Below are 22,937 nucleotides of genomic sequence, written 5' to 3' on the forward strand. Positions count from 1 at the left end.
GAGTGAGTCCCCTCGTCAGAGTATTTGAACCTGCGGATTTAACTATACCTAGTGGAGAAAGTCAAGGATCGACTTGTTAAGATTCCCCTGTTGACACAGCGCCCTGCAAGCATGTAAGAATGGGAAATCTAAATTAAAAACGGAGGCGACGAGACTGCATGGCCATAGATCCGAACAAGGTTATCTACTCCATGATCGGAGTGAGCAAATTCTACGACAAGAAACCCGTCCTTAAAGACATCTACCTCTCCTACTTCTACGGCGCGAAGATCGGCGTCTTGGGCCTGAACGGCTCCGGCAAGAGCTCCCTTTTGCGCATCCTCGCCGGCGTGGACAAGGAGTTCAACGGCAAGACCATCCTCTCCCCGGGCTACACGGTCGGCTATCTCGAGCAGGAGCCGCAGCTCGACCCGTCCAAGACCGTGCGCCAGTGCGTCGAGGAAGGGGTCCAGGAAGTCGTGGACCTGGTCAACGAATTCAACGAGATCAACATGAAGTTCGGCGAGGAGATGAGCGACGCCGAGATGGAGAAGCTCTGCGACCGCCAGGCGAAGGTACAGGAGAAGCTGGACCACCTGGACGCCTGGGACCTGGACAGCCGACTCGAACTCGCCATGGACGCCCTGCGCTGCCCGCCCCCCGAGACCAACGTGGCGAACCTCTCCGGCGGTGAAAAGCGCCGCGTCGCCCTGTGCCGCCTGCTCTTGCAGAAGCCGGACATCCTGCTTCTCGACGAGCCGACCAACCACCTGGACGCCGAGTCGGTCGCCTGGCTCGAGCAGCACCTCCAGCGCTACGCCGGCACCATCATCGCCGTTACCCACGACCGCTACTTCCTGGACAACGTGGCCGGCTGGATCCTCGAACTGGACCGCGGTCAGGGGATTCCCTGGCAGGGGAACTACTCCTCGTGGCTCGAGCAGAAGGAGAAGCGCCTGGCCCAGGAAGAGAAGACCGAAAGCGATCGCCAGAAGACCCTCAAGCGCGAGCTGGAGTGGATCCGGATGTCGCCCAAGGGGCGCCACGCCAAAGGGAAGGCGCGTATCACCGCCTACGAGGATATGCTCAACGACACCAGCGACAAACTGGCCCGCGAGCTGGAGATCTTCATCCCGGCCGGTCCGCGCCTGGGTGGCGTGGTGGTCGAGGCGAGCAACGTCGACAAGGCCTATGGCGACAAGCTCCTCATGGAAGGGATGGAGTTCCGTCTGCCGCCGGGCGGCATCGTCGGCGTGATCGGCCCCAACGGTGCCGGCAAAACCACCTTGTTCCGGATGATCACCGGGCAGGAGCAGCCGGATTCCGGCGCCTTCAAGGTCGGTGAGACCGTGAAGCTTGCCTACGTGGACCAGAGCAGGGAGTCGCTCGATCCCGAGAAGAGCATCTGGGAAGTCATCTCCGACGGGCAGGAACAGATCCAGCTCGGCAAGCAGTTGGTGAACTCCCGCGCCTACGTGGCCCGCTTCAACTTCTCCGGTTCCGACCAGCAGAAGAAAGTGGGGATGCTCTCCGGTGGCGAGAGAAACCGCGTGCACCTGGCGAAGATGCTGAAGGAAGGCGGCAACGTCATCCTGCTCGACGAACCGACCAACGACCTGGACGTTAACACCATGCGCGCCCTCGAGGAGGCGCTGGAAAACTTCGCCGGCTGCGCCGTGGTCATCTCCCACGATCGCTGGTTCCTGGACCGCATCGCCACCCACATCCTCGCCTTCGAGGGTGACAGCAAGGTGGTCTGGTTCGAGGGGAACTACTCCGAGTACGAGGAAGACCGCCACGCCCGACTGGGGACTGCGGCCGACCAGCCGCACCGCATCCACTACCGCCAGCTGACCCGCGCGTAAGCGAAGATCGCAGGATTCCATCCCACTGACGCAAAAGGGGCACCTTCGATCGAAGGCGCCCCTTTTTACGTTATGCGTTATGCCGGAAAAATCAGAAAAACCGTATCCCCCCTCCCTTGACGGGAAGGGGCAGGGGGGTGGGTGAAGCTGCCATCTGCGATAAGGTGCCGCCTTGCCCCTCACCCTGTCCCTCTCCCGCAAGGGGAGAGGGGACGTACCTGGACCGTTTACCGGAATTCCGGGATCAAGCCTTTTTCCTTTCGTCTGTCCCTACTTCACTCCCCAGCCGTACACCACCTCATACGTCGCCGAGATGCCGTCCTGATCTCCGTACTCCCGCCGGTACTCATCCATCATGTCGAGCATGATGCGACGCTCCGAGAGCCCCCGCGATGCCGCCGGCGCCGTGCTTCCCGCGCCGATCCTCTTCAGCGAGCGGAGCAGGTCGGGAACGTCAGCGTGCCGTTCCACCTCCAACTCGACCCGAACCGAGGCGTCCCGGAACCCCGCCCGCTGCAACGCGGCCAGCACCTCCTGCTGCGGCAGAAAGTTGTGGGTGCGGTCGGGGCCTCCCTTTAAGACTTTCCGGTACGAGTCACGCAGCTCGAAAAGTGTCCGAGCCCCGAAGAGGGCGAAACGGAAAGTCCCCGCGGGCGCAAGCACCCTCAGGACTTCACCAAAGGCCTGGTCCAGGGATGGGAGCCATTGGTAGGTGGAAGACGAAAGCACCAGATCAAAGGCCCCCTCCGCAAAGGGAAGCCGCTCGGCATCGGCGTTAACCAGCAGCGCATCGGAGCCGGAGAGGTTGGCCGCCGCGGCCTGGCACATACCGAAGGCAAGGTCGGCTCCCACCGCGAGTGCGCTGGGGTAGAGGCGGCAGAGCGCGCCCAGGAGCCTTCCGGTCCCGGCGCCCACGTCGAGGAGCCGCCCCGGGTGCAGGTCCTGGGACATCAGCTCCTGCGTAAGCTTCTCCACAACCCGGCCCTGCACCAGCGCGTGGCTGTCGTAATTGCCGGCCTGCCGGTGGAACGAGCTCTGCACCTTGTTTCTGTCTATATTGGTAACCATCAATATCCTGTTAGCCCTCGGTCTGCGGAAGGGGGGACTGGCTCCGCAGGTGCCTGTCGCCTTAGGGGCACCTCCGCCTCTCTCCCCTTCTCCCTACCCCAGCCGCGCCAGAAAATCCAGCAACACGCCGTTGAACTCGTCCGGTCGTGTCATGAACGGCGCATGGCCGCACCCTTCCATCACCTTCAACTCCACCTGGGGCAGACGCTGCGCCATGTACTGCGACGCCCCTACCGGGCAGATGCCATCCTCCGCGCCGTGCACCAAGAGCACCGGCCGGTCGATTCCCGCCAGCTCCTCGCGCTGATCGGCAACGGAGAGGATCTGCAGCGCCAGCTGGGCCGCCTCGTGATCCGGCGACTTGCCACCCATGACGATCTCGTGCACGATCCGCTGGTACTGCGCCGGATCCGTCTCGTCTTCGGCAAACATGCCCCGGAAGAAATCCCCCATGGTCTTCTGGTAATCGCGCCGCAGCCGCAGCCCGAGCCCCTTCACCTCGACCGGAGGCTTGCCGTGCGGATAGTCGTCGCAGGAGGTAAAGCGCGGAGTCCCGCCGACCAGCACCAGGCCGGCCAGCCGTTCGCGCAGCTGGGGAAAGGCCTCCAGCACCACCTGCACCCCCATCGACCAGCCGACCAGCACCGCACCCTGCACATCCAGGTGTTCGACGAACGAGACGAGGTCCCCGGAAAAGTCGGCAAGCCCGTAGCCGTTGCCGGTACTCGAATGCCCGTGCCCCCGCTGGTCCAGGAAGATGAGCCGGTGTGACTGGGCCAGGGTGTGCTGGAATCTCCAAACCCGCCCGGACATGGCCCAGCCGTGCACAAAGATCACCGGACGGCCGGTGCCCATCTCATCATAGTGCAGGCTTACGCCGCTATCGATTTCCACATCTGGCATCTTTTCCTCTTACCGCCTTCTCGTTCCCACGCTCCACGTGGGATGCTGCCGGGGTCGCGGACGCTCCAGGGTCCCAACGTGCGACCAGCGTCTGCGCCGCAGCCAATCCTAGATAACCCCAAGCTGGCGCCCTACCGCGGCAATGGTATCCGCCGCCTCCAGCAGGTCAGCAGGTTCATGCGTCGCCATCACCGTGCAGCGCAGCCGGCAGCTGCCAGCCGGCACCGTAGGTGGCCGAATCCCCTGCACGAAGATGCCGCGCTCCAAAAGTACCCGGCTGAATTCCATGGTCGTCTCGGCGGGCCCCACGAAGATCGGGACAATCTGGGTCTCGCTTCCCATGGTGTCGAATCCCGCTTCGGCCAGCCTCTTCTTGAAGAGCGTGGTGTTGGCACTCAGCCGCTCGCGCAATTGAGCCCCCTCGGGCGAATCCACCAGGTCGACCGACGCCAGCGAGGCCGCCAACACGGCGGGAGGGAGCGAGGTGGAGAAGATGAAACTGCGCGAGGTATTCACCAGGTACTCGCAGATCTCCGCAGAGGCCGCCGCATAGGCGCCGAAACTGCCGAACCCTTTACCCAGCGTCCCCATCTGGATGTCGATCCCCCTTTGGACGCCGTAGCGTTCGGCGCTGCCGCGGCCAGTAGCCCCCAGGACTCCGCAGCCGTGGGCGTCGTCCACCATCAGGAGGGCATCGTAGCGCCGTGCCAGGGCGACCAGCCGGTCCAGCGGCGCGATGTCGCCGTCCATGCTGAACACGCCGTCGGTGACGATGAGGCGCCTCCCCTTCCCCCTTTTCTCTTCGAGCAGCTTCTCGAGGGCGGCGAGGTCGAGGTGCGGGTAGCGATAAAGGTTCGCGCGGGAGAGCAGCGCACCGTCCACGATGCTGGCATGGTTCAGCCGGTCCGAGAAGATGGCATCGCCCCGCCCTACCAAGGCAGAGATGATGCCGGTGTTCGCAGCGTAGCCCGAGTTGAAAAGCAGCACCCGCTCGGTCCCCTTGAACTTTGCCAGGCGCGCCTCCAGGCGCTCGTGCAGCTCCATGGTTCCTGAGACCAGCCGGGAGGCCCCGCTGCTGGTTCCCAGCTCGGCCCCCTCGACTGCCGCCCTCTTCAAGGAGGGGTGGTCCGCAAGTCCCAGGTAGTTGTTGGAGCACAAAAGCAGCACCGGCCGGCCGTCGAGCTCCACCCGGCTCCCCATGGCGCCATGTATCACCCGCATGCTCCGGTACAACCCTTGAGCACGAAGCTGTTCCAGTTCTTCCGTGAAACTCTGCACGTCGCCTCCTCCGATTGCCCCGCGAAACGTGGGGGAAATCCGGAAGTCACCTTCTTAACACAGGTGCCGCCACTCGTCAACCAAGGAGAGCTGTACGGTTGACAACAGTGCAGGAGTGACAACGTTCGGTTACGAGGATGCTTTCGCCCGCGGCTCCCTCCCCTTGAAGGGGGAGGGACCTGAGGAAAAGACCTCTCGTTGAATTTGCGGCAGGACCTTGCCAATCGGGGAATGAACGGGTACCAGAAGAGCTTCAAAAGCTAGGTGAGCTAATGTCCTTGGGGAGGGTGCGCCAGGAACATGGAACCTGCTGCGGGACCGGAAACCAAGCCGGGTCCTGCAGCACCCGGATCGCCCCTAGCGCGTTTCGGACGAAACGATGTCGAAGACGGTCACTTCGGGCGGGGCGAAGACCCGTATCGGCGGCCCCCAGGTTCCGGTTCCCCGGCTTACGTAGAGATGGGATCCTGCTCCCGCCTCGGAAAGCCCCAGCTTGGCCGGGTACACGAAGTGCGTGATGAGGTTGAAGGGAAAGATTTGCCCCTTGTGCACGTGCCCCGAAAGCTGCAGATCGAAGCGGCCTTGCGAGGCCTCTTCCACCTTGGGACGGTGCTTGAGCAACAGCACGAAGCGCCCCTGGGGGACTGCGGCAAGCAGGCGCGCTTCGGCCCCCTTGTCACCACCTCCCGGCAGGGCGGGATCGTCCACACCGGCGAGCGCCAGACGATCGCCCACCGGCAGCCACTCGTTACGCAACAGCCTGAACCCGGCCTGTTCGGTAAAGGCAATCGAATGATCCAGACCGGCTATCACCTCGTGGTTGCCGAGCACCGCGAACTTGCCAAGTGTCAGCTGCAGCGCACTGAGCTCCTGGTCCCGGTCCTGCAGACCATCCCGCTGGCCGTCCACCAGGTCCCCCGTCGAGACCAGCAGGTCCGGTTTCTCGGCCCGAACCAGGGCAAGTATTCGTGCCAGACGCTTTTCGCCGACCATCAGCCCCAGGTGCACGTCGGAGACCTGCACGATACGCAGCCTCTCTCCTGCCGGCAGCTTGGAGCTCTTCAGGGTCACGCGCTCTACCCTGATCTGCCGCGCCTCGAAGTAGCCGTACAGCGATCCGGCCAGGGCGAGCAGCAACGCGGCCCCCAAAAGTTGTGGTTCGCCAGGGACCAGGTTGCGCTCGGTCAGCCAGCCGGTCCAGGCCAGCAGCAGGCGCAGCACGTCGAGACCGATGGTGGCGCTCAGAAAAAGGAAGAAGAATCCCATCCAGAGGTAGCCCAGATACGCCACGATCTTTGCCGGCACCTCCAGGTGCCGATGTTCCAGGATGCGCACCAGGATGGGCGCCGCGACCATGAAGACGCCCAGTGCCGTAAGTGCCGCAGGAACCGGTGCACCCAACCCGAAGCAGCGCACCACCCGCAAGAGCAGCCAGGCATGGGCTCCGCCATAAATGGCAAGATAGCAAAGCAGAAACAACAACATAGCTCCTCCAGCCGGGATACTTCGGCACTCTGTTTCATCCGCTGTTGCAGGTGCGACAAAGGCCGCTATACTGTTAAAAATTTTTCATACAGAGTCAAAAGGCGAAAGTGCGTCTGGGCTATGACAGCGGGAGGGCCAGCCCACACTTCCGCTCTTTTTGCTCTTAGGCATAGGGGCCTCCTATCTTTCCCTTCGAAACTGCCGTTTGTCAACCTGTCACAGCGTTGGAGATCATCTATGTCGTACCTCTCGGCGCATCACGGCTACCAGCTACTGATCGATCGGCTAAACAGATACCCACAGGGCGCTCCACACTCCGAGCTGTTCATGAAGATACTTGCGCTCCTGTTCACGGAAAAAGAGGCGCGTCTGGTGAGCCAGGTCCCCTTCGGCCCCTTTTCTTCGGCACGGATGGCGCTCTTGTGGCAGGTGCGCGAGGTGGAAGCGGCCCGCATCCTGGACGGTCTGGCGGACCGCGCCCTCATGCTCGACCTGGAGCGGGACAACGGCGAGAAGCTCTACCTGCTGCCGCCGCCTCTCCACGGTTTTCTCAAGTACGCCCTGATGCGGGTCAAAGGGGACGCCTCGCAGGAGGCGCTGAGCGAGTTGCTCAAGCAGTATCTCAACGTGGAAGATGAGTTCGTGAAATCGCTGCTCGGCGTGGGGAGCACCCGTTTGGGGCGCATCATGGTAGACGAGGAACAGGTCCCGTCCCAGCAGGTGACTCGGGTCTTCGACTACGAGCGCTCCAGTGCAGCCATCCGCGCCGCGCGTGCCATCGCCGTCGGGACCTGCGCCTGTCGGCACCGGCAAATCAACCTGGGACGCGGTTGCAACGCCGAACTGGAGACCTGTCTGGTATTCGATTCGGTTGCCGATTCGCTGGTCCGGCACGGTAACGCCCGGCAGATCGATGCGCCGGAAGGTTTGGATATCCTGCAGCGCTCGCGCGAGCAAGGGCTGGTGCAGTTCGCCGAGAACACCCAAAACGGTATCAGCTTCTTGTGCAACTGCTGCAGTTGCTGCTGCGATCACCTGGCGGCGGCCCGCAAGTTCTGCCACCTGCGCCCGGTGGCCACCAGCAACTTCCTGGCCCGCATCAAGCGCGACCAGTGCAGCGGCTGCGGTAAGTGCGTCGACGCCTGCCCGGTGGAGGCCATCGGTCTGGTATCGGCCCACGATCCGCTGTACCGCTGGCAACGCCGTGCGGTACTCGCTCCGGCACGCTGCCTTGGGTGTGGCGTCTGTGTGCGTGCCTGCGGTGACGCTGCCCTGTTCCTGGTCCCCCGCGCGGAGCGGCTCATCACTCCGGTGGACAGCGCGCACCGGGCGGTGCAGATGGCAATCGAGGAGGGAAAGCTCCAGCACCTGGTCTGGGACAATCAGGCCCTCACCAGCCACCGGGCCCTGGCAGCCATCCTCGGGGTCATCCTAAGGCTACCCTCCCTGCAGCGCTCCCTGGCCGGCAGCCAATTGGGCTCGCGCTACGTCGACGCGCTGGTCCGCAGACAGGCAACCCGGGTCGAGCGGGAACTGGCCATGGTGGAGCGGGCGGCCCGACTGCGGGACTAGCCGGCGAGCGTAGAGCGGGGGATGGAGAGCGGTCCGCGCAGGGGAGCCCGAGCGCTGCGCATCTTTTGGAAAGGGAGCAGGAGGGTCTTTCCCAGGGTGAGTTCGGCCGCGTTCTGGTAGGGGGCGACGCCGATGGTGACCGACTGCTGCGGCACGTTGAGACGCAGGGTACCGTGCAGGTAGTCCGGCCAGGAGAAGATGGTGGACCAGTTGGAGTCGGTTTCACGGCGCACGATGGAGTGGTGAATGCCGTGCATGCGCGGGGTCACGATGATACGACAGAGCCGGCGCTCCAGGCCAAGCGGCAGCCGGAGGTTCGAGTGGTGGAACAGGATCTCCATGAGGGTGAGCGTCTGCCACAGGGCGAGCGGGAACGGAGCGATGCCGAGCAGGCGCACCTGGAACGCACGCCAGGGAACCGAGAGCAGCAGCTCCCCGGGATGAAAGCGCAGGGCCGTCGAAGCATCCAGGTCCAGGTCGACGTGGTGTGCCAGGTGGAAGCGCCACAGGAAGGGGACCTTGTGGGTGAGGTAGTGCCAGATGAAGAGGGTGTAGTCGAGCAGCAGCACCGCAAGGCATACCTCGAGCGGCACCGGGAGGCGGACCAGTTTCAAGAGCCCCTGCTCGCGCCTTTGCACCCTTTTGGCGAGAGGACTCACCACCGGACCTTCGGCGAGTGCCACGGTCCCCGCCGCCAGCAGGGCCACCGCGAGGTTTCTGCGGTCCCGGCTCAGCTTGCTTTGTCGTGGCACCCGCAGCGGGCGCTTGAGCTCCATGAGGGCTATCGCCGTCATCGTCCCGACGATGAGCAACCTGTTGAGCCAGGACGGGAGTTCCCCTGAGAGTGTGCGCGATCGCGAACCCATTGCCGACTCCTTTGGCCCCGAAGCGGCGGCCGCTCTGGCACCGATCAGCGCTTACCCGCGAGCCGGTGCACCATTTCGGAAACTGCGGTCCAGGTGATGTGGTTCCCCAACTCCTTCAGACTCGGCTGCCAGGGTATCCGGGTGAGCGGGGGGGATACCCCGAGCAGCGGTGCGATGCAGCCGTCGCAGGCGAAGAAGAAGGGAACGGCGAAGGGGAGTCCCGCCAGGCGGGTAAGCCGCGGGAAACGGCGCCTGAGGCGGCCGTGCAGCAGCCCCCACCCCAAACCGTAGGCGACGCTGAAGGCGAGTTTGGCCCGTTTCTCGCCGCCCCTGCTGAGGCGGTGTCCCAGCAACTTCTTGGCGAAGTAGGGACCGGCAATCTCGTGCGGCGAGCCTTTACGGACCTTGCGTTCCCGCCGCTTGTGGGCGTCGCTCACCAGGAGTCCCAGCAGCCGGTCGGTACGCCCGGTGACCATCCCTGCGATGAGTCCCGCTGCCGCCCCTACCAACAGAGGATGCCTCGCTACCAGTGAGCTCTTCTCTGCCTGTGACATGGCCGCCTCCTTTGGCAGGACTGACGGTTGCGGAGCTTCCTTCGGCGCCGTCCGCCGTTCCACATTGTAGCGGCGCCTCGGAGTGTGTCAATTTTTTCTAATGCTGGTGCGTACTGCCACAACTTGCGTGGGAAACCGCTCGCAGACAGTCGGGAGGGTACTGTTTGAGGACGGTACTTGACCGAGCGACGCAGAACACTATAATTAGCATTCTGTCATCATACCTGATCGAGCGGAGATTAGCTGTACGAAATGCCCATGTGCCCGTCATCTTTGTCGAAGAGCATAAGGAGGGAGTTCATGTTCATCAAGACCCTGACCACGCTGGTCCATGCCGAGCACGACACGCTGTGGAACCTGCTTCTGGATCGGCTGCAAAACCCGGAGCGCTTCACTCCCGGAGTCACCGAATCAAGGATCGTCGAAAAGAACGGCAACGTCTGCATCAGGGAGCTCATGCTGCACGGCGAGCGGGTAAGGGAGAGGATCACCGTGTACCCTTACGAAAGCCAGATCCAGCACGAATTGCTGGAGCACCCCCAGTTCACCGGGACGATCGTGACCAAGGTGGTGCGCACCGCCCGGCAGAGCCCGGTTGCCCCCCAGAACCTGGAGTACGACATCGACGTGAGCCCCAAGTCGCGCATCATCAAGGGGGTGCTCTACGGCGAGGCCGAAATCGTCGCCGACCTGGAAACCGAGATGCAGCGCCTGAAGTCCCAGGCCGAAGAGATCGAGTCGCGGGCCTGAATCGAGAGGCCGGAGCTTGTGCCGGCAGGGGAGGTAACCATGGTGAACCAAATAGCGAGGTGGGTGGGTAGTGTACTGGCAGCAGCAGCGATTCTGACGACGGGTGCCGCCTGGGCCGCAGCGCCGGACTGGGTGCTCCTCGACGAGAACCAGGACTCGCGCTTCTACTACGACCAAAGCGGCCCCAAGCCGCACGAGGGGATGACGCAGGTGCGCACCCGGGTGGTCTACAGCGACGAGGGGAAGGCCGATGCGGTCAAGATTCTGGGGAATCAGAAGAAATACCAGGCGCTCTTCGAGTCGCACTACCAGCACCAGGTGGACTGCACCGAGGGGCGCAGCCGGCTTCTGGAGGCGACCCACCTGGACGAGCAGGGGGCGGTCCTGAACCGCAGCGACCTCTCCGGGGTGACCAGTTGGGAACAGGTCCCCGCAGGGGAGCGCATGTCGCTGGTGCTGGAAAAGGTCTGTACCCCGGTGGCACCCGGGAAGAAGTAGTCGAGGCCGGGAAAGTTCGGGGCCTCCCATAAAAAAAACCTCTCCGCAATCTGGGAGAGGTTTTTTCGTTTCAGCCTTTGCGGAACTCCTGCCTCAGCAAAAGATCCATCAGCACCAGGGCGGCCATGCTCTCGACCACCGGCACGGCCCGCGGCACGATGCACGGGTCGTGGCGCCCCTTGGCCTCGAGGTCGGTTTGGACGCCGTCGAAGCCCGCGGTACGCTGCTTGAGCCCGATGGTCGCGGGTGGCTTGAAGGCAACCCGGAAATAGATGGTCTCACCGTTGGAGATCCCCCCTTGAACCCCGCCGCTGTGGTTGGTCAGGGTCCCCAGGCGTCCCCCCTTGGCCACGAACGGATCGTTGTGCTCGCTTCCCAGCATCCGGCTGCCGGTGAATCCGGAGCCGATCTCGAACCCCTTGGAGGCCGGCAGGGAGAGCATGGCGTGGGCCAAAAGCGCCTCCAGTTTGTCGAAGACCGGCTCGCCCAAGCCCGCCGGAACGTTGCGACAGACGCAGGCGACCACGCCGCCGATCGAGTCCTTGTTGTCCTTCACCTCGGTAATCAACTCCACCATGGCCTGGGCCGCCTCCGGGTCCGGGCAGCGCACCGGGCTTTGGTCCACGTCCTGCCGGGTCAGGGTCTCCCGGTCCACCCGTCCGGCCGCGAGTCCCCCGACACCCTCAACCCAGGCGACGATCTCGATGCCGTGCTGTTGCGCCAGGTACTTCTCGGCGATGGCCCCTGCCGCCACCCGGCCGATGGTCTCGCGGGCGCTGGCGCGGCCACCGCCGCTTTGCGCCCGCACCCCGTACTTCACCTGGTAGGTGTAGTCGGCGTGCGAGGGACGCGGCACCTCCGCCATCTCCTGGTAGTCCTCCGGGTGCTGGTCCGCGTTGGGGACCAACAGCCCGATCGTGGTCCCGAGGGTGACCCCGTTTTCCACCCCGGAGAGGATGGAGACCGGATCGGCCTCGCTGCGCGGCGTGGAGAGCGCACTCTGCCCCGGCCGGCGCCGGTCCAGTTGCACCTGGATGTCGGCTGCGCCGAGGGCGATCCCGGCAGGGCAGCCGTCCACGATGGCCCCCACGGCCGCACAGTGACTTTCTCCGAAGGTGGTGACTTTAAAAAGGGTCCCGAAGCTTGAAGACATGCCTACTCCTTTTCGTTACGTGGTGCGTATCCAAATTTTTAGCGAATGCGGGTCAGGACCTCTCGAGAGTCTGCCGCGTTTTTTGCCAGCGGGCATCGAGACCTGCTACGGGGCGAGGGCGACCAGGACCACCAGTGAGCGGCCGACCAGGCGGTAGCTTCCGTTGGCAACCGGGGTGAGTGCGTCCCACGGTGCGATGTCCTCCGGTGCCTCCCGGGAGGTATCGATCCAGCGATACCAGGTGCCGCCCGGCATCTTGCGCGGCGAGGGGAGTGCGAAGCTGAGCGGTTTCCAGAACGCGTTGATCATGTAGTGGAACACCACCCGACGCGAGGCGCTCCAGGCGGTGAGTGCGATACTGTGCGACTCGTGGCTCCAGTCCGGCGCCCCCAGGCGCACGCCGTGCCACTCGAGCTTGGCCTGCCGCAAGAGCTGGTTCAGGGTGAGCGATTCCATCAGGGTGGTGTCGTCGCGCATCAGGCGCGCCGCGATGAGGAGCCTGGTGAAGCGGTGGATATCGGCGTGGCGCTCCAGCAGGCTCCAGTCGAACCAGCCGATCTCGTTGTCCTGGCAATAGGCGTTGTTGTTCCCCAGCTGGGTGCGACGCGCCTCGTCACCCATGAGCAGCATGGGAGTTCCCAGGGCCAAAAGGGTCACCGCGAGGAAGTTCTTCACCTGGCGCTGACGCAGCTCCTCGATCGCCTGGTTCTGGGTCGGCCCCTCGACGCCGCAGTTCCAGCTCAGGTTCAGGTCGGCGCCGTCGCGGTTCTGCTCACCGTTGGCCTCGTTGTGCTTGCGGTCATAGGAGACCAGGTCGTTCAGGGTGAAGCCGTCGTGGCAGGTGATGAAGTTGATGCTCTGCTCCGGCTCGCGTTCCTGATGGCCGTAGATGTCCGGGCTCGCCAGAAGCCGCGACACGAAACGGGAGATCGAGCCGTTATCCCCCTTGATGAAGCGGCGCACGTCGTCGCGGAACTCGCCGTTCCACTCCTTCCAGCTGTCGCCGATGAAGCTTCCCACCTGGTAGAGGCCGCCGGCGTCCCAGGCCTCGGCGATCAGCTTGATCCCCGCCAGTGCCGGATCGGACTCGATATCCCAGAGGATGGGCGGGTTTTTCAGCGGATGCCCAGCGCTGTCCCGGGACAGGATGGAGGCGAGGTCGAAGCGGAAGCCGTCGACGTGCATCTCCTTTACCCAGTAGTGCAGGCTGTCGATGATGAGCCGGCGCACCACGTGGTGGTTCGCGTTGAAGGTGTTGCCGCAGCCGGAGTGGTCGATGGGGCTGCCATCCTCGGCCAGCATGTAGTAGACGTCGTTGCCGAAGCCGCGAAAACTGAAGGTGGGGCCGTCGTGGCTCCCCTCGGAGGTGTGGTTGAAAACCACGTCCAGGATCACCTCGATGCCTGCCTTGTGCAGTGCCTTTACCATGTCGCGGAACTCGTCGAGCGGCCCCAGCGGGTCGCGCCGCGAGCTATAGGCGGCATGGGGGGCGAAGAAAGAGACCGGGCTGTAGCCCCAGAAGTTGTAGAGGCCGAAGGGGGCGTCGTGCGGGTCGAACTGGAAGACCGGCAAAAGCTCCACCGCGGTGATGCCGAGCTCTTTCAGGTAGGGGATCTTTTCGATGAGCCCGGCATAGGTGCCGCGCCGCTCCGGTGCCACCGCCGACGAGGGGTGCTTGGTGAAAGCGGCCACGTGCATCTCGTAGATGATGGTCCGCGAGTAGGGACGCTTGAGCGGCTGGTCGCCTTCCCAGTCGTAGCCACGCGGGTCGGCAACGACGCTCTTCATGGCGCAGGCCAGGTTGGCGCCGGGGCGGCAGGCGACGCCGCGGTCATAGCCGGCGGGAACCGCCACGGCACGGCCATAAGGGTCGACGAGCAGCTTTTCGGGATCGAAGCGCAGCCCGCGCTCCGGGGCGAAGGGACCGGTGACCCGGTAGCCGTAGAGCTGGCCGGAGCCGATGCCGGGTACGAAGGTGTGCCAGTAGTGATAGGTACGGTTGTACTTCGGATCGAGCTGGATGACCCGCGAGGGGTGCGCCGCGTCGACGTGATCGAAGAGCAAGAGTTCGACGCTGGTGCAGTCTCGGGAAAAGACGCTGAAGTTCACCCCGCCATGGTAGACAGTCGCACCAAGAGGTGAGGTGTTTCCTTTATTGAGCTCGCAAAAAAGCTCGGTTGTTTCTGGCAGAGTGGTCATCGTATCCCTTGTGGGTCTGAACGGAGGTCGATCCGCTTGAGTCTCTGTCCGTACTCTCAGAAAGAACCCCTGGAACGATAAAAAGCTGATTCCCTGTCTTGAAAGAACGTAGTGCCGCTGAGTCAGGAACTATAGTCGATTATCCCCTGCTGTCAAACCTGAGGGAACCCTGATCATTACATGAAGAACCAGTTAGTGTCCCCGCTCACTCAATGCCGTTTCTTGGCTGGATGCGCTCGACGGTGCGCCACAAGCCCGTCATCCTCAGCGGTCCCAGGCGCGCCGTCACCCCCCGATCCCTTCCTTGCCATGCTGAGAGCCTGACCGATACACCACGCGGTTAGCAGGATGCAGAGCCAGCCCAAGAGGTCGCCGTAGCGGGCGTAGACCGTCGTTCCCTGCAGCATGGGGACCCGGCTCACCAAAGTCTCCTTGGTCCAGATTCCGGTGCGGCTCACGATGCGGCCAACCGGGTCGACCACAGCCGAAATGCCGGTGTTGGTGACCCGTACCAGGGCGCGGCGGTTCTCGATGGAACGGAAGCTGGCCAGGGCAAGGTGCTCCATCGGCTCGGTAGACTTGCCGTACCAGGAGTCGTTGGTCAGGTTGAACATCACGTCGGGCCGGCGCCCCTCGCGACCGCCGCGCATCAAGGACCTGATTTTTTGGGGAAAGATGTCCTCGTAGCAGATGCTCACCGAGAGCCGGTGCTTGCCCAGGGTAAGCGGTTCTTCGCTCTCACCGGGCCAGAACCTGCTGGTGTAGGGGGACCAGGAGTAAAGGCGCGGGAAGATGTCCCCGAAGGGGATGTATTCCCCGAAGGGGACCAGGACGCTCTTGTCGTAGGTTCCCAGGATGCGCCCCGCGGGGTCGGTGAGCACCGAGGTATTGCGGTATTTCTCGGAGGTGGGCCCCACCTCCTTCAGCACGGCGCCCCACAGGATCGGCGTCTTCATGCTGGCAAATGCCGGTACCTGACCCTCTCGGGATAAGGCGAGGGCTATCTCGCAGATCCCCTCGGGCCAGACCGTGAGGTCCAGCGGCTGGACCTGGGCCAGCGCCACGGTCATCGCTTTGTGCTCCCGGAAGAGGGCGTCCGGATCGTAGTACTTGGACGTCCCCCCCTGGTTGGTCTGGATCAGCCCGACGCTCATGTGCTCGGCTGCGGCCACCTGGCGCTCGACCGACTGGATCCTCAAGGCGCCGTAACCCAGCACGGCAACGAGGACGGCTACCAGTGCAGCCGCCGGGCGCCAGACAAAGCGTCGCGACTCCAGCCAGCCAGTGAGGACGCTCCAGAGCGCCGCGTTGATGAACACCACCAGGAAACTCACCCCGAGGATGCCGACCAGGTCGGCAACCTGGGTCAACCAAGGGAGTTGGTACTGGCTTGCGCCCAGGTAGTTGGGGAAGATCTCTGGCCAGAACTTTTCGAGGGCGGTCCAGATAACCGGTGCCACCCAGACCACGTTCCAGCGTGTTCTCAGAACAATGAGGCGGACGGCCCAGGCCCATACCCCCATGAGCAGACCGTTGGCAGCGGCCAGAGCCAGTAGTCCCAGGGCGGCCACGGGCCAGGGGAGGCCGGCGAAGACCTGGAACATCCCGATCACCCAGTAAAAGCCTCCAGCGTGCCCCACGAGGCCGGTGCACCACCCAAGCCATAGGGCTTGCCGAGGCTGCTGGTCGCGGATCGCCCAGAACAGCGGCAGCAAGAAGACCCATTCCAGATAGAACTGGTCAAACCCGGCATACCCCACAAAAAACAAGATGCCGCCCAAAACGGCGGCACAAAACGGCAGCGCTTTACCAATGGTCATAGGCTATTCCTGCAAAGGTCCCCTTTTTTCCGATCCTTACCACAGCAGCTCGCTGCAGGGTGCGTCGTGCAGCCAGGGCGAACCTAACACATCGGCTTTCTGTGTTCAAATTAATTCACTACCGGTCAACGACCCGGTGCCGGGTAGTAATCGGGCGGCACCGCATAGTCATAACCCGGCGGGGGTGGCGGCGGTGGTGCCGTGGCCCTGCGCGGCGATCGACGCACCACGCCCGGGATCTGGTTCCCCTTGGCGTACATGCACTGCACGTAGGTGTTGTCATAGTTCCGCTGCGACTCGTAGCCGGATGACTCGCCCGAGCTGGCACCCGCCGCGGTTCCGAAGAGCAGGCCGGTACCGGCCCCGATCGCAGCACCGGCACCCGCGTGGCCGCCCGCGGCACCGAGGGCCGCACCCAGTCCGCCACCGATGACGGTACCAGCCACAGCACCGGTTGCGGTGTTCTGATCGGCACGTTCCTGGGGCGATATGCCGACCTGGCGTTCGGCCCACTGGCGACAGATGGCATCGTCGGTCTGGAATTCCTCAAAGCTTTTCCCCGGCGCGGGCAATACCCGGACCGACGGTCCTGTTGGCATGGTGGCGCACCCCGCCAGTACCAGCAGGACACCCAGTAACCATAGCGAAAGAGAGCGCGTCCTCATGGCCCTTCCTCCCCTGCTGGCGGCGAGGGAACAACTTTGATCCACCCGCCCGGACAGCGTTTCACGTAGGGGTAGTACCCCTTAGCATCCTGGCAGTAGTACCAGTACCCGGTATCCTGGGATCGGGTCTCGGGCACCACGTATTCCTGGGGCTGCTGGATCACCACCTGGGGCTGGTTGTAGTAGGGATAGGACGAGTAGTACGGATAGTAGAAGGGATCCCACCACCAGCTGGGGCCGAACCAGACGTTGAAGTTCCCGCCGCCGTGCCCGCGGTACCCTCCATGCCAGCCACCACCTCCGCCGTGCCACCCACCGCCTCCGCCACGCCAGTCACTGCCTCCCCTCCCGACGCCGGTATGTACCCCGTGCGGTGCGGCCTCTGCGACTTGCAAACTCTGGCCGATCCAGTCGCCGGACAGCAGGAAGGCGGCTGCAAGGACTATGATGACGACTTTTTTCATGGGTCACCCCTTTGCCGATTTTCTTTCTTCTATCGCTATTTTATCAGTCGGCGGGGGGGCAAGGCAAAGGCTAAAGTGGCAGGATCAGGCGGTGCTCGCCCTGCTTTTAAGCTGCAGGACGAGGGGCCAGAGTTCCGAGCAGAGCATGCCGGTCAGCATGAGGCAGCAGCCGAGCAGGCCGCGGGTGCCGAGCACCTCGTTCAGGAAGAGCCAGCCCCAGATGGCGGCGAATACCCCTTCGGCACTCAGGATGACTGCGGTGTGGGCGGGATGTGCATCGCGCTGTGCCACGACTTGCATGGTGTACGCGAAACCGACGGAGATGAGGCCACCGTACCCGATGGGGCGCCAGGCGGCGATCATGGCGGACAAGGTGATGTGTTCGATGGCAAAGGCGGTGATCAGGCTCAGCACCGAGCAGACGGCGAACTGGGCGGCGGAGAGCTTGAAGGCGTCCAGGCGCGGGGACAGCCAGCCGATCAGCAGCACGTGCCCTGCCCAGAAGAAGGCTCCGATCAACTCCAGCAGGTCGCCAAAGCCGATGGTGAAGTGCTCGGTAACGCTCAGGAGGAAAAGACCGGAGGCAGCCAGGATGGCGCCGAGCCAGGTCCCGGTGCTGGGGCGCTGCCCCCAGAACATGCCGAGGATCGGTACGATCACCACGTAGAGCCCGGTGATGAACCCTGCGTTGCCGGCGGTAGTAGAGGCGATGCCGACCTGCTGCAGCGAGGCACCCAGAAAGAGGGCACCGCCTGCCAAGAGGCCGCCGTACAGCAGGGCGCGTCTCCCACCCTGCGGCAGGGCGCCATGGTACGGGGCCTGGCGTCGGCGGTTCAGGAACACCAGCGGAAGCAGCGACAGGCTCCCCAACGCGAAACGGACCCCGTTGTAGGTAAAGGGGCCGAGGAATTCCAACCCGTTGCGCTGGGCCACGAATCCGCCCCCCCAGATGGCGGCAATCAGGAGGAGTAAAAGGTCTGACTTGAGAGTTTTCGCCTGCATGATAGTTCCCGCTTTCCAGATTTAGCCCGTGACCGAAGGTCCGGCCGGGTAGTCTCGTTGGTTTTCGCTGGAAAGTCAAGAAACTGATGGCGAAATAGCGGAGGGTTGGGCAGGTTCAGTGGCGACCCAGCTTCTGGGCCAAGCTCCTCGCGTGGTCCAGGTGCTCCTGGAGAATCGGCAGGTAGTGCAGGCTCCAGGCCTTGAGATCCTCGTCGTCGAGCCTGCGGTTTGCCTTCTTGAAGCGGGCCACGCTTTTTTTGTGGCTTCGTATCATCGCCTGTACAAAGGTACGATCGAACTCCCCTCCCGAAAGTTTGGTCAGCCTGGCAAGCAGCCCGGCATGCTTGCGCTCCACCTGGGGGGGGAGCTTGACGTTGTTGGCAGCGGCAACCTTTTGCAGGTCGTCCTTCGCGTTACCGTGATCCATCTCAAGTTGTTCACCAAACTCCTTCACCTCGGGGTCCTCCCCCCGCTCGCGCGCCAACCGGCCCAGTTGCATCTCCATCACATTGATGCTTGCCGCCTCCTTGAGGAAGCGTTTTCCCCCAGGGGTCAGGGTTTCCTGGGCCAGGCCCCATCCGCAGGTTGCCCCCAGCAACGCTACCACCAAGATACCGATCCAAAAGAATCTCGCTGTCATTGAGGCCTCCTCTCGACCCACTGCACAGTTAGCTCACACAGTGCGCAAAAGCTAGATTAGTATTTTTTAATTTAACCTTGGAGAGTGTAGCGGATTTACCACGGAAGGAAACGTCCCGTTCAGAGAACCTGCGCCTTGAAGAAAAGCGTAACTGTCTTGGAGGGAAATTTAATTCGCCCGGGCCTTTGACTAACCCGGACCGGGCAGGGTACAATTAAACCATTGAAAATACAGACGATCTTAAAACTGGCTAAGGTTTTCTCGTCATGGGGAGCGAACCACTCCAGCCTGACTTGTTGCCGAAGGAGTGAAAGGCATGACCGATAAACTTTCCAACCTACCGAAGATTCACCAGAGCGAACTCGCCAACGGCACCCGTATCATCACCCAGCCGACGCCCGGCCTTCAGGGGGCAGCTATCGCCATCCATGTGCTGAGCGGTTCCCGCGATGAGGACCCCAGAATTGGTGGTGCTTCGCATTTCATCGAGCACCTGCTTTTCAAGGGAACCAAAAAGCGGAGCTCGTACCAGATCACCACCGAACTCGATGCCATAGGGGCCCAGCCCAACGCCTGCACCAGCCAGGAAGGGGTGACCTACTACCTGAAGGCCTTAAGCAGCGACCTGCCCCAGGCGTTCGACGTGCTGAGCGACATGTTCCTGAATAGCAACTTTCCCGAGAAAGAGATCGAGATGGAGCGCGGTGTGGTTCTCGAGGAGATCAAGCGTGCAGAGGACAACCCGGATCGCTTTCTGCACAACCGGTTTGCTTCAGGCTTTTGGGCGGGGCACCCCTTGGGCCGGCCGGTACTGGGGACCCCCGAGGTGATCGGCTCCATTACCCGGGAGCAGCTCATGCAGCACATGCAGCAGCGCTACGTGCCGAAATCGACCGTAGTGGCGGCTGCCGGGAACATCGAGCACGACAACATCGTCTCACTGATCGAAAGCTACCTGGGTAGCACCGCCGCTCGCGAACCGGCCCCCAAACCGCCGCTCCCCGCTCCGGCCCAGGTCGGCGTCGGCTGCGCCCGCCACAACATGCGCGACATGCAACAGGTCCAGTTTTATTTGGGCTACCCCTCCCTGCCGCCTACCGACTCACGCTACTGGTCGATGCAGTTGTTACGCCTCGTCTTGGGCGGCGGCATGAGCTCTCGCCTGTTCCGCGAGGTGCGCGAGGAGCGCGGGCTGGCCTACTCGGTCGGGGCGTACCTGCTCGAGTACAGCGACCGGCCGGCCTTCGTCGTGGTGGCTGGCTGCAACAGCAGCCGCGCACAGGAGGCGATCGACGTCTGCCACCGCGAGGTGCTGAAACTTGCCAAGGAGAAGCTTACCTCCCTCAGCCTCGACGATGCCAAGCGTCAGGCACGCGGCAAGCTCCTTTTGAGCCTGGATGATCCAGCAGACTGGCTGATCCCGCTCGCCAAGGAGGTCGGCTATTTCGGCCGGGCACGCACCATGGCAGAGGAACTCGAACAACTCGAAGCCGTGTCTCCGGAAAGTATCGTCGCCCTCGCCGAGGAGCTCTTCACCCCTCAGCTGCCGCGTCTTGAATCGATCGGCCCTGACATGGAACTCACACTCCCTTCCTGACCGGAAGGTGCTCTCAAAGAAAACGCCCCGCGGACTTCTCCGACGGGGCGTTTTTTGTTGCTAGCCAAGTATGCCCCCCCCCTACAGTCACAGGTGCGGGGCGGTTCCTGAGTCAGGGCAGGCGCCAGTCGATGGGAGTGCTCCCCTGCTGTACCAGGTAGGCATTTGCCTTGGAAAAATGGCGGCATCCCAGGAATCCGCGGTGGGCCGAGAGCGGCGAGGGGTGCGGGGCTTTCAGAACCAAGTGTTTGCTGCTGTCGATGACCTCGCCCTTCTTGTGCGCGTAAGATCCCCATAACATGAAAACGATACCGTTTCTCTTCTCGTTGAGTTCGGCGATGGCCTTATCGGTGAAAGTCTCCCACCCTTTGCCCTGATGGGAAGCCGCACGCCCCTGCTCCACCGTCAGCACGCTGTTGAGCAACAGGACACCTTGGTCTGCCCAACTCTTCAGATTGCCGTGCCGGAAGTCCGAAGGGCTCAGGCCGAGATCCGCCTGGATCTCTTTGAAGATGTTGATCAGCGACGGAGGAGGCTCCACACCCTGCTGCACCGAAAAGCAGAGACCGTGGGCCTGGTTAGGGCCATGGTAGGGATCCTGCCCCAGGATCACCACCTTCACCTGCTCAAACGGTGTCGAGTTGAAGGCGTTGAAGTACTCGTTCCCCTTGGGATAGATGACCTTTCGTTGCGCCAGTTCTCCACGCAGGAATGTCCTGAGATCCTGCATGTACGATTTACCGAACTCGTCGATCAGGTGATCCTTCCAGCCTGCTTCCATCTGGACCTGTGATGACGTCATAGTCCCCCTTTTCGCGGTCAGCCACATATGATACGTGAGGTGAACCCTCCACCTTCCGCCGGTACGAGTTCCAGGTGATTCAGGATACAAGGAATCCTGTCTTCCTGGTGATGCGTCACGTAAAGGATCTGGCTACGCCCGGTCTTACCAAGATGATCGACCAGCTTCAGGACCATCTCCCGATTCACATCATCGAGTCCCTGGCACGGCTCATCCAGGATCAACAGGTCTGGCTGCTTTACCATGGCCCTCGCCAGCAGAACCAGACGCTGTTCGCCATAGGACAGGTTACGAAACGGCGCATCCAGATACTTTTCCATATGGAGCATCCTGAGCCATTCAAGCGCGATGTCCTGCTGTGTCTTCGAGTACTCATGATAGACGCCAATCGAGTCGAAGAACCCGGAGATAACCACGATTTTCACCGTTACGCCGACACGGTAATCCTGCTGGAAGCCGGTGGAAACGAGGCCGATGCGCCTCTTGATATCCCAGACACTCTCGCCAGAGCCCTTCCGTATCCCGAAAAGGGTGATGTCGTTGGCATAGGCCTGGGGATTGTCGCCACTGATCAGGTTGAGGAGCGTCGACTTCCCGGCGCCGTTAGGACCGGAAATCTTCCAGTGCTCGCCGCGGCGTACCTGCCAGTTCAATCCGTTGAGGACGTACTTTTCGTCGTAGCGGACCACGACATTGTGCATTTCGATGAGTGGTAAGTTTTCCGGTAGTGGCTCTATCTCGGTAGACGGATCAAACTGAGGCAGTTGGGCGGGCAAGGTGTAATGAAAGGCATGAACGCGCCGCAAAGCTTCCGAGTTGAGGAGCTCTTCTTTCGGACCAGCCATGAGGATTCGGCAGTCCTTCACATAGGCGATATGGGTGGTCTCTGCGACAATCTCACTGAAGCGGTTGAGCAGCAGAATGACCCTGAGCCCGTTGCCGATCGACTTCGAGATCAGGTCATTGAGTACCAGGACGGACTGCCGGTCCAGACCATCGAACGGCTCGTCAAGAACCAGCAGGTCAGGATCCTGCATCAGGGCCTTGCAGATCAGAACCTTGCGCATTTCCCCGGTTGAGAGGAACTTGAGTCCGCGAGCGAGGATGGCGGTAAAGGCGAGATCCTTGGCAAGAGCCTCAAGCTTCTCCCGAGCACCTGCGTCAGGATGTTCACCCAGGATGAAGTCGGTGACGAGGGTGCCTTCGTCAACCTTTCCGATGAAATCGGAGTCATCCTTGTAGCGCTCTTCCTCGAGAATCTCGTTCAACTTCTCGAATGAGACAAAAGCCGGGCACTCGGCAGCCTGACAGGTGCCGGAAACAATCTTCAAACTATTGCAGAGCAGCTTACCGAAGGAAGACTTTCCGGAGCCGTTGGCACCTACGATTGCCCAGTGCTCATCCTCGCGAAGGGTAAGCGTGATATTTTCCAGACGGACGGAATCATTGATCTTAACAGTGACCCCGTCGAAGCTGATCTGTGACAAAGTAAATTCCCCAAAGTACTACGGCAAGAAACTGAGACAGTTTCGTACAACGGACCGCCGATTGTCAACCCGCTTCACTGGTACGTGAAAGCTGACACTGGATTTGCCGGTGGTCCAGGCTCTCCGGTTTCCGGTGCTGATTGAAGTAGCAGTCTGAACGCGAAAAGCCCCGCTGATTTCTCAGCGGGGCTTTTCAATTAAATTCCCTGCGGCGACCTACTCTCCCACATAGCTTCCCATGCAGTACCATCGGCCCAGAGAGGCTTAACTTCTGTGTTCGGGATGGGAAC

General features: G+C 62.5%; 20 protein-coding genes and 1 rRNA gene. 5 read left to right on the forward strand and 16 right to left on the reverse strand.

Annotated features, from left to right (window positions below):
• The first annotated feature begins 158 nt into the window (after positions 1–158).
• Positions 159–1,844, forward strand: coding sequence for an energy-dependent translational throttle protein EttA (gene ettA / locus H7688_RS21665; RefSeq protein ID WP_183363338.1), 1,686 nt, complete (start codon positions 159–161; stop codon positions 1,842–1,844).
• 270 nt (positions 1,845–2,114) lie between these two features.
• On the opposite strand, the gene H7688_RS21670 is transcribed toward ettA, so the two are convergent.
• From H7688_RS21670 to H7688_RS21685, 4 genes are all read right to left on the reverse strand, one after another.
• Positions 2,115–2,912: a methyltransferase domain-containing protein gene (locus H7688_RS21670; RefSeq protein ID WP_183363339.1), complete on the reverse strand. Its 798-nt coding sequence runs from the start codon at positions 2,910–2,912 to the stop codon at positions 2,115–2,117.
• Between the two features lie 93 nt (positions 2,913–3,005).
• Entirely contained in the window at positions 3,006–3,815 is an 810-nt protein-coding gene (locus H7688_RS21675; protein ID WP_183363340.1) for an alpha/beta fold hydrolase, read from the reverse strand.
• 108 nt (positions 3,816–3,923) lie between these two features.
• A complete protein-coding gene (gene bioF, locus H7688_RS21680; RefSeq protein ID WP_183363341.1) occupies positions 3,924–5,093 on the reverse strand; it encodes an 8-amino-7-oxononanoate synthase in 1,170 nt (389 codons plus the stop codon).
• 357 nt (positions 5,094–5,450) lie between these two features.
• Positions 5,451–6,578: a metallophosphoesterase gene (locus H7688_RS21685; protein WP_183363342.1), complete on the reverse strand. Its 1,128-nt coding sequence runs from the start codon at positions 6,576–6,578 to the stop codon at positions 5,451–5,453.
• A 327-nt stretch (positions 6,579–6,905) separates the two neighbouring features.
• On the opposite strand from H7688_RS21685, the gene H7688_RS21690 reads away from it, so the two are divergent.
• Positions 6,906–8,150: a 4Fe-4S binding protein gene (locus H7688_RS21690; RefSeq protein ID WP_246329920.1), complete on the forward strand. Its 1,245-nt coding sequence runs from the start codon at positions 6,906–6,908 to the stop codon at positions 8,148–8,150.
• Here the strand turns inward: H7688_RS21690 and H7688_RS21695 are convergent.
• On the reverse strand, positions 8,147–9,016 hold the full coding sequence (locus tag H7688_RS21695; RefSeq protein ID WP_183363344.1) for a sterol desaturase family protein: 870 nt from the start codon (positions 9,014–9,016) through the stop codon (positions 8,147–8,149). The two genes, H7688_RS21690 and H7688_RS21695, sit on opposite strands and share 4 nt — an antisense overlap.
• 44 nt (positions 9,017–9,060) lie before the next feature.
• Positions 9,061–9,570, reverse strand: a complete 510-nt coding sequence (locus H7688_RS21700) for a DUF1440 domain-containing protein (protein WP_183363345.1) — start codon at positions 9,568–9,570, stop codon at positions 9,061–9,063.
• Between the two features lie 300 nt (positions 9,571–9,870).
• Between H7688_RS21700 and H7688_RS21705 the strand changes: the two genes are divergently transcribed.
• Both H7688_RS21705 and H7688_RS21710 read left to right on the forward strand, forming a co-directional pair.
• On the forward strand, positions 9,871–10,320 hold the full coding sequence (locus H7688_RS21705; protein WP_183363346.1) for an AtaL-like protein: 450 nt from the start codon (positions 9,871–9,873) through the stop codon (positions 10,318–10,320).
• A gap of 39 nt (positions 10,321–10,359) precedes the next feature.
• Positions 10,360–10,818 carry a surface-adhesin E family protein gene (locus tag H7688_RS21710; RefSeq protein WP_183363347.1) on the forward strand — a complete coding sequence of 153 codons (459 nt, stop codon included), beginning with the start codon at positions 10,360–10,362 and terminating at the stop codon, positions 10,816–10,818.
• A 70-nt stretch (positions 10,819–10,888) separates the two neighbouring features.
• Here the strand turns inward: H7688_RS21710 and aroC are convergent, their stop codons facing one another.
• From aroC to H7688_RS21745, 7 genes are all read right to left on the reverse strand, one after another.
• Entirely contained in the window at positions 10,889–11,971 is a 1,083-nt protein-coding gene (aroC, locus tag H7688_RS21715) for a chorismate synthase (RefSeq protein ID WP_183363348.1), read from the reverse strand.
• Positions 11,972–12,076: 105 nt separating this feature from the next.
• Positions 12,077–14,170: a glycogen debranching protein GlgX gene (gene glgX / locus H7688_RS21720; protein ID WP_183363349.1), complete on the reverse strand. Its 2,094-nt coding sequence runs from the start codon at positions 14,168–14,170 to the stop codon at positions 12,077–12,079.
• A 209-nt stretch (positions 14,171–14,379) separates the two neighbouring features.
• Positions 14,380–15,990, reverse strand: a complete 1,611-nt coding sequence (gene lnt, locus H7688_RS21725; protein WP_183363350.1) for an apolipoprotein N-acyltransferase — start codon at positions 15,988–15,990, stop codon at positions 14,380–14,382.
• A 125-nt stretch (positions 15,991–16,115) separates the two neighbouring features.
• A complete protein-coding gene (locus tag H7688_RS21730) occupies positions 16,116–16,655 on the reverse strand; it encodes a glycine zipper family protein (RefSeq protein ID WP_183363351.1) in 540 nt (179 codons plus the stop codon).
• The gene (locus tag H7688_RS21735; RefSeq protein ID WP_183363352.1) at positions 16,652–17,119 is read right to left on the reverse strand and encodes a hypothetical protein; all 468 of its coding nucleotides are present in this window, start codon (positions 17,117–17,119) and stop codon (positions 16,652–16,654) included. Before H7688_RS21735 ends, H7688_RS21730 begins: the two co-directional genes overlap by 4 nt.
• 84 nt (positions 17,120–17,203) lie before the next feature.
• Positions 17,204–18,121, reverse strand: coding sequence for a DMT family transporter (locus tag H7688_RS21740; RefSeq protein ID WP_183363353.1), 918 nt, complete (start codon positions 18,119–18,121; stop codon positions 17,204–17,206).
• Positions 18,122–18,236: 115 nt separating this feature from the next.
• Positions 18,237–18,761 (reverse strand): DUF4142 domain-containing protein, encoded by a 525-nt coding sequence (locus H7688_RS21745; protein ID WP_183363354.1) that lies wholly within the window; start codon positions 18,759–18,761, stop codon positions 18,237–18,239.
• Positions 18,762–19,077: 316 nt separating this feature from the next.
• On the opposite strand from H7688_RS21745, the gene H7688_RS21750 reads away from it, so the two are divergent.
• Positions 19,078–20,358: a M16 family metallopeptidase gene (locus tag H7688_RS21750; protein ID WP_183363355.1), complete on the forward strand. Its 1,281-nt coding sequence runs from the start codon at positions 19,078–19,080 to the stop codon at positions 20,356–20,358.
• A 112-nt stretch (positions 20,359–20,470) separates the two neighbouring features.
• Here the strand turns inward: H7688_RS21750 and ung are convergent, their stop codons facing one another.
• From ung to rrf, 3 genes are all read right to left on the reverse strand, one after another.
• Complete coding sequence (gene ung, locus H7688_RS21755) at positions 20,471–21,160, reverse strand: uracil-DNA glycosylase (RefSeq protein ID WP_198424518.1); 690 nt, start codon at positions 21,158–21,160, stop codon at positions 20,471–20,473.
• Between the two features lie 17 nt (positions 21,161–21,177).
• A complete protein-coding gene (gene modF / locus H7688_RS21760) occupies positions 21,178–22,647 on the reverse strand; it encodes a molybdate ABC transporter ATP-binding protein ModF (RefSeq protein ID WP_183363356.1) in 1,470 nt (489 codons plus the stop codon).
• Positions 22,648–22,850: 203 nt separating this feature from the next.
• A 5S ribosomal RNA gene (gene rrf / locus H7688_RS21765) occupies positions 22,851–22,937 on the reverse strand; the annotation flags it as partial.

Source organism: Geomonas limicola (assembly GCF_014193675.1).
In the GTDB taxonomy this organism is placed as follows: domain Bacteria; phylum Desulfobacterota; class Desulfuromonadia; order Geobacterales; family Geobacteraceae; genus Geomonas; species Geomonas limicola.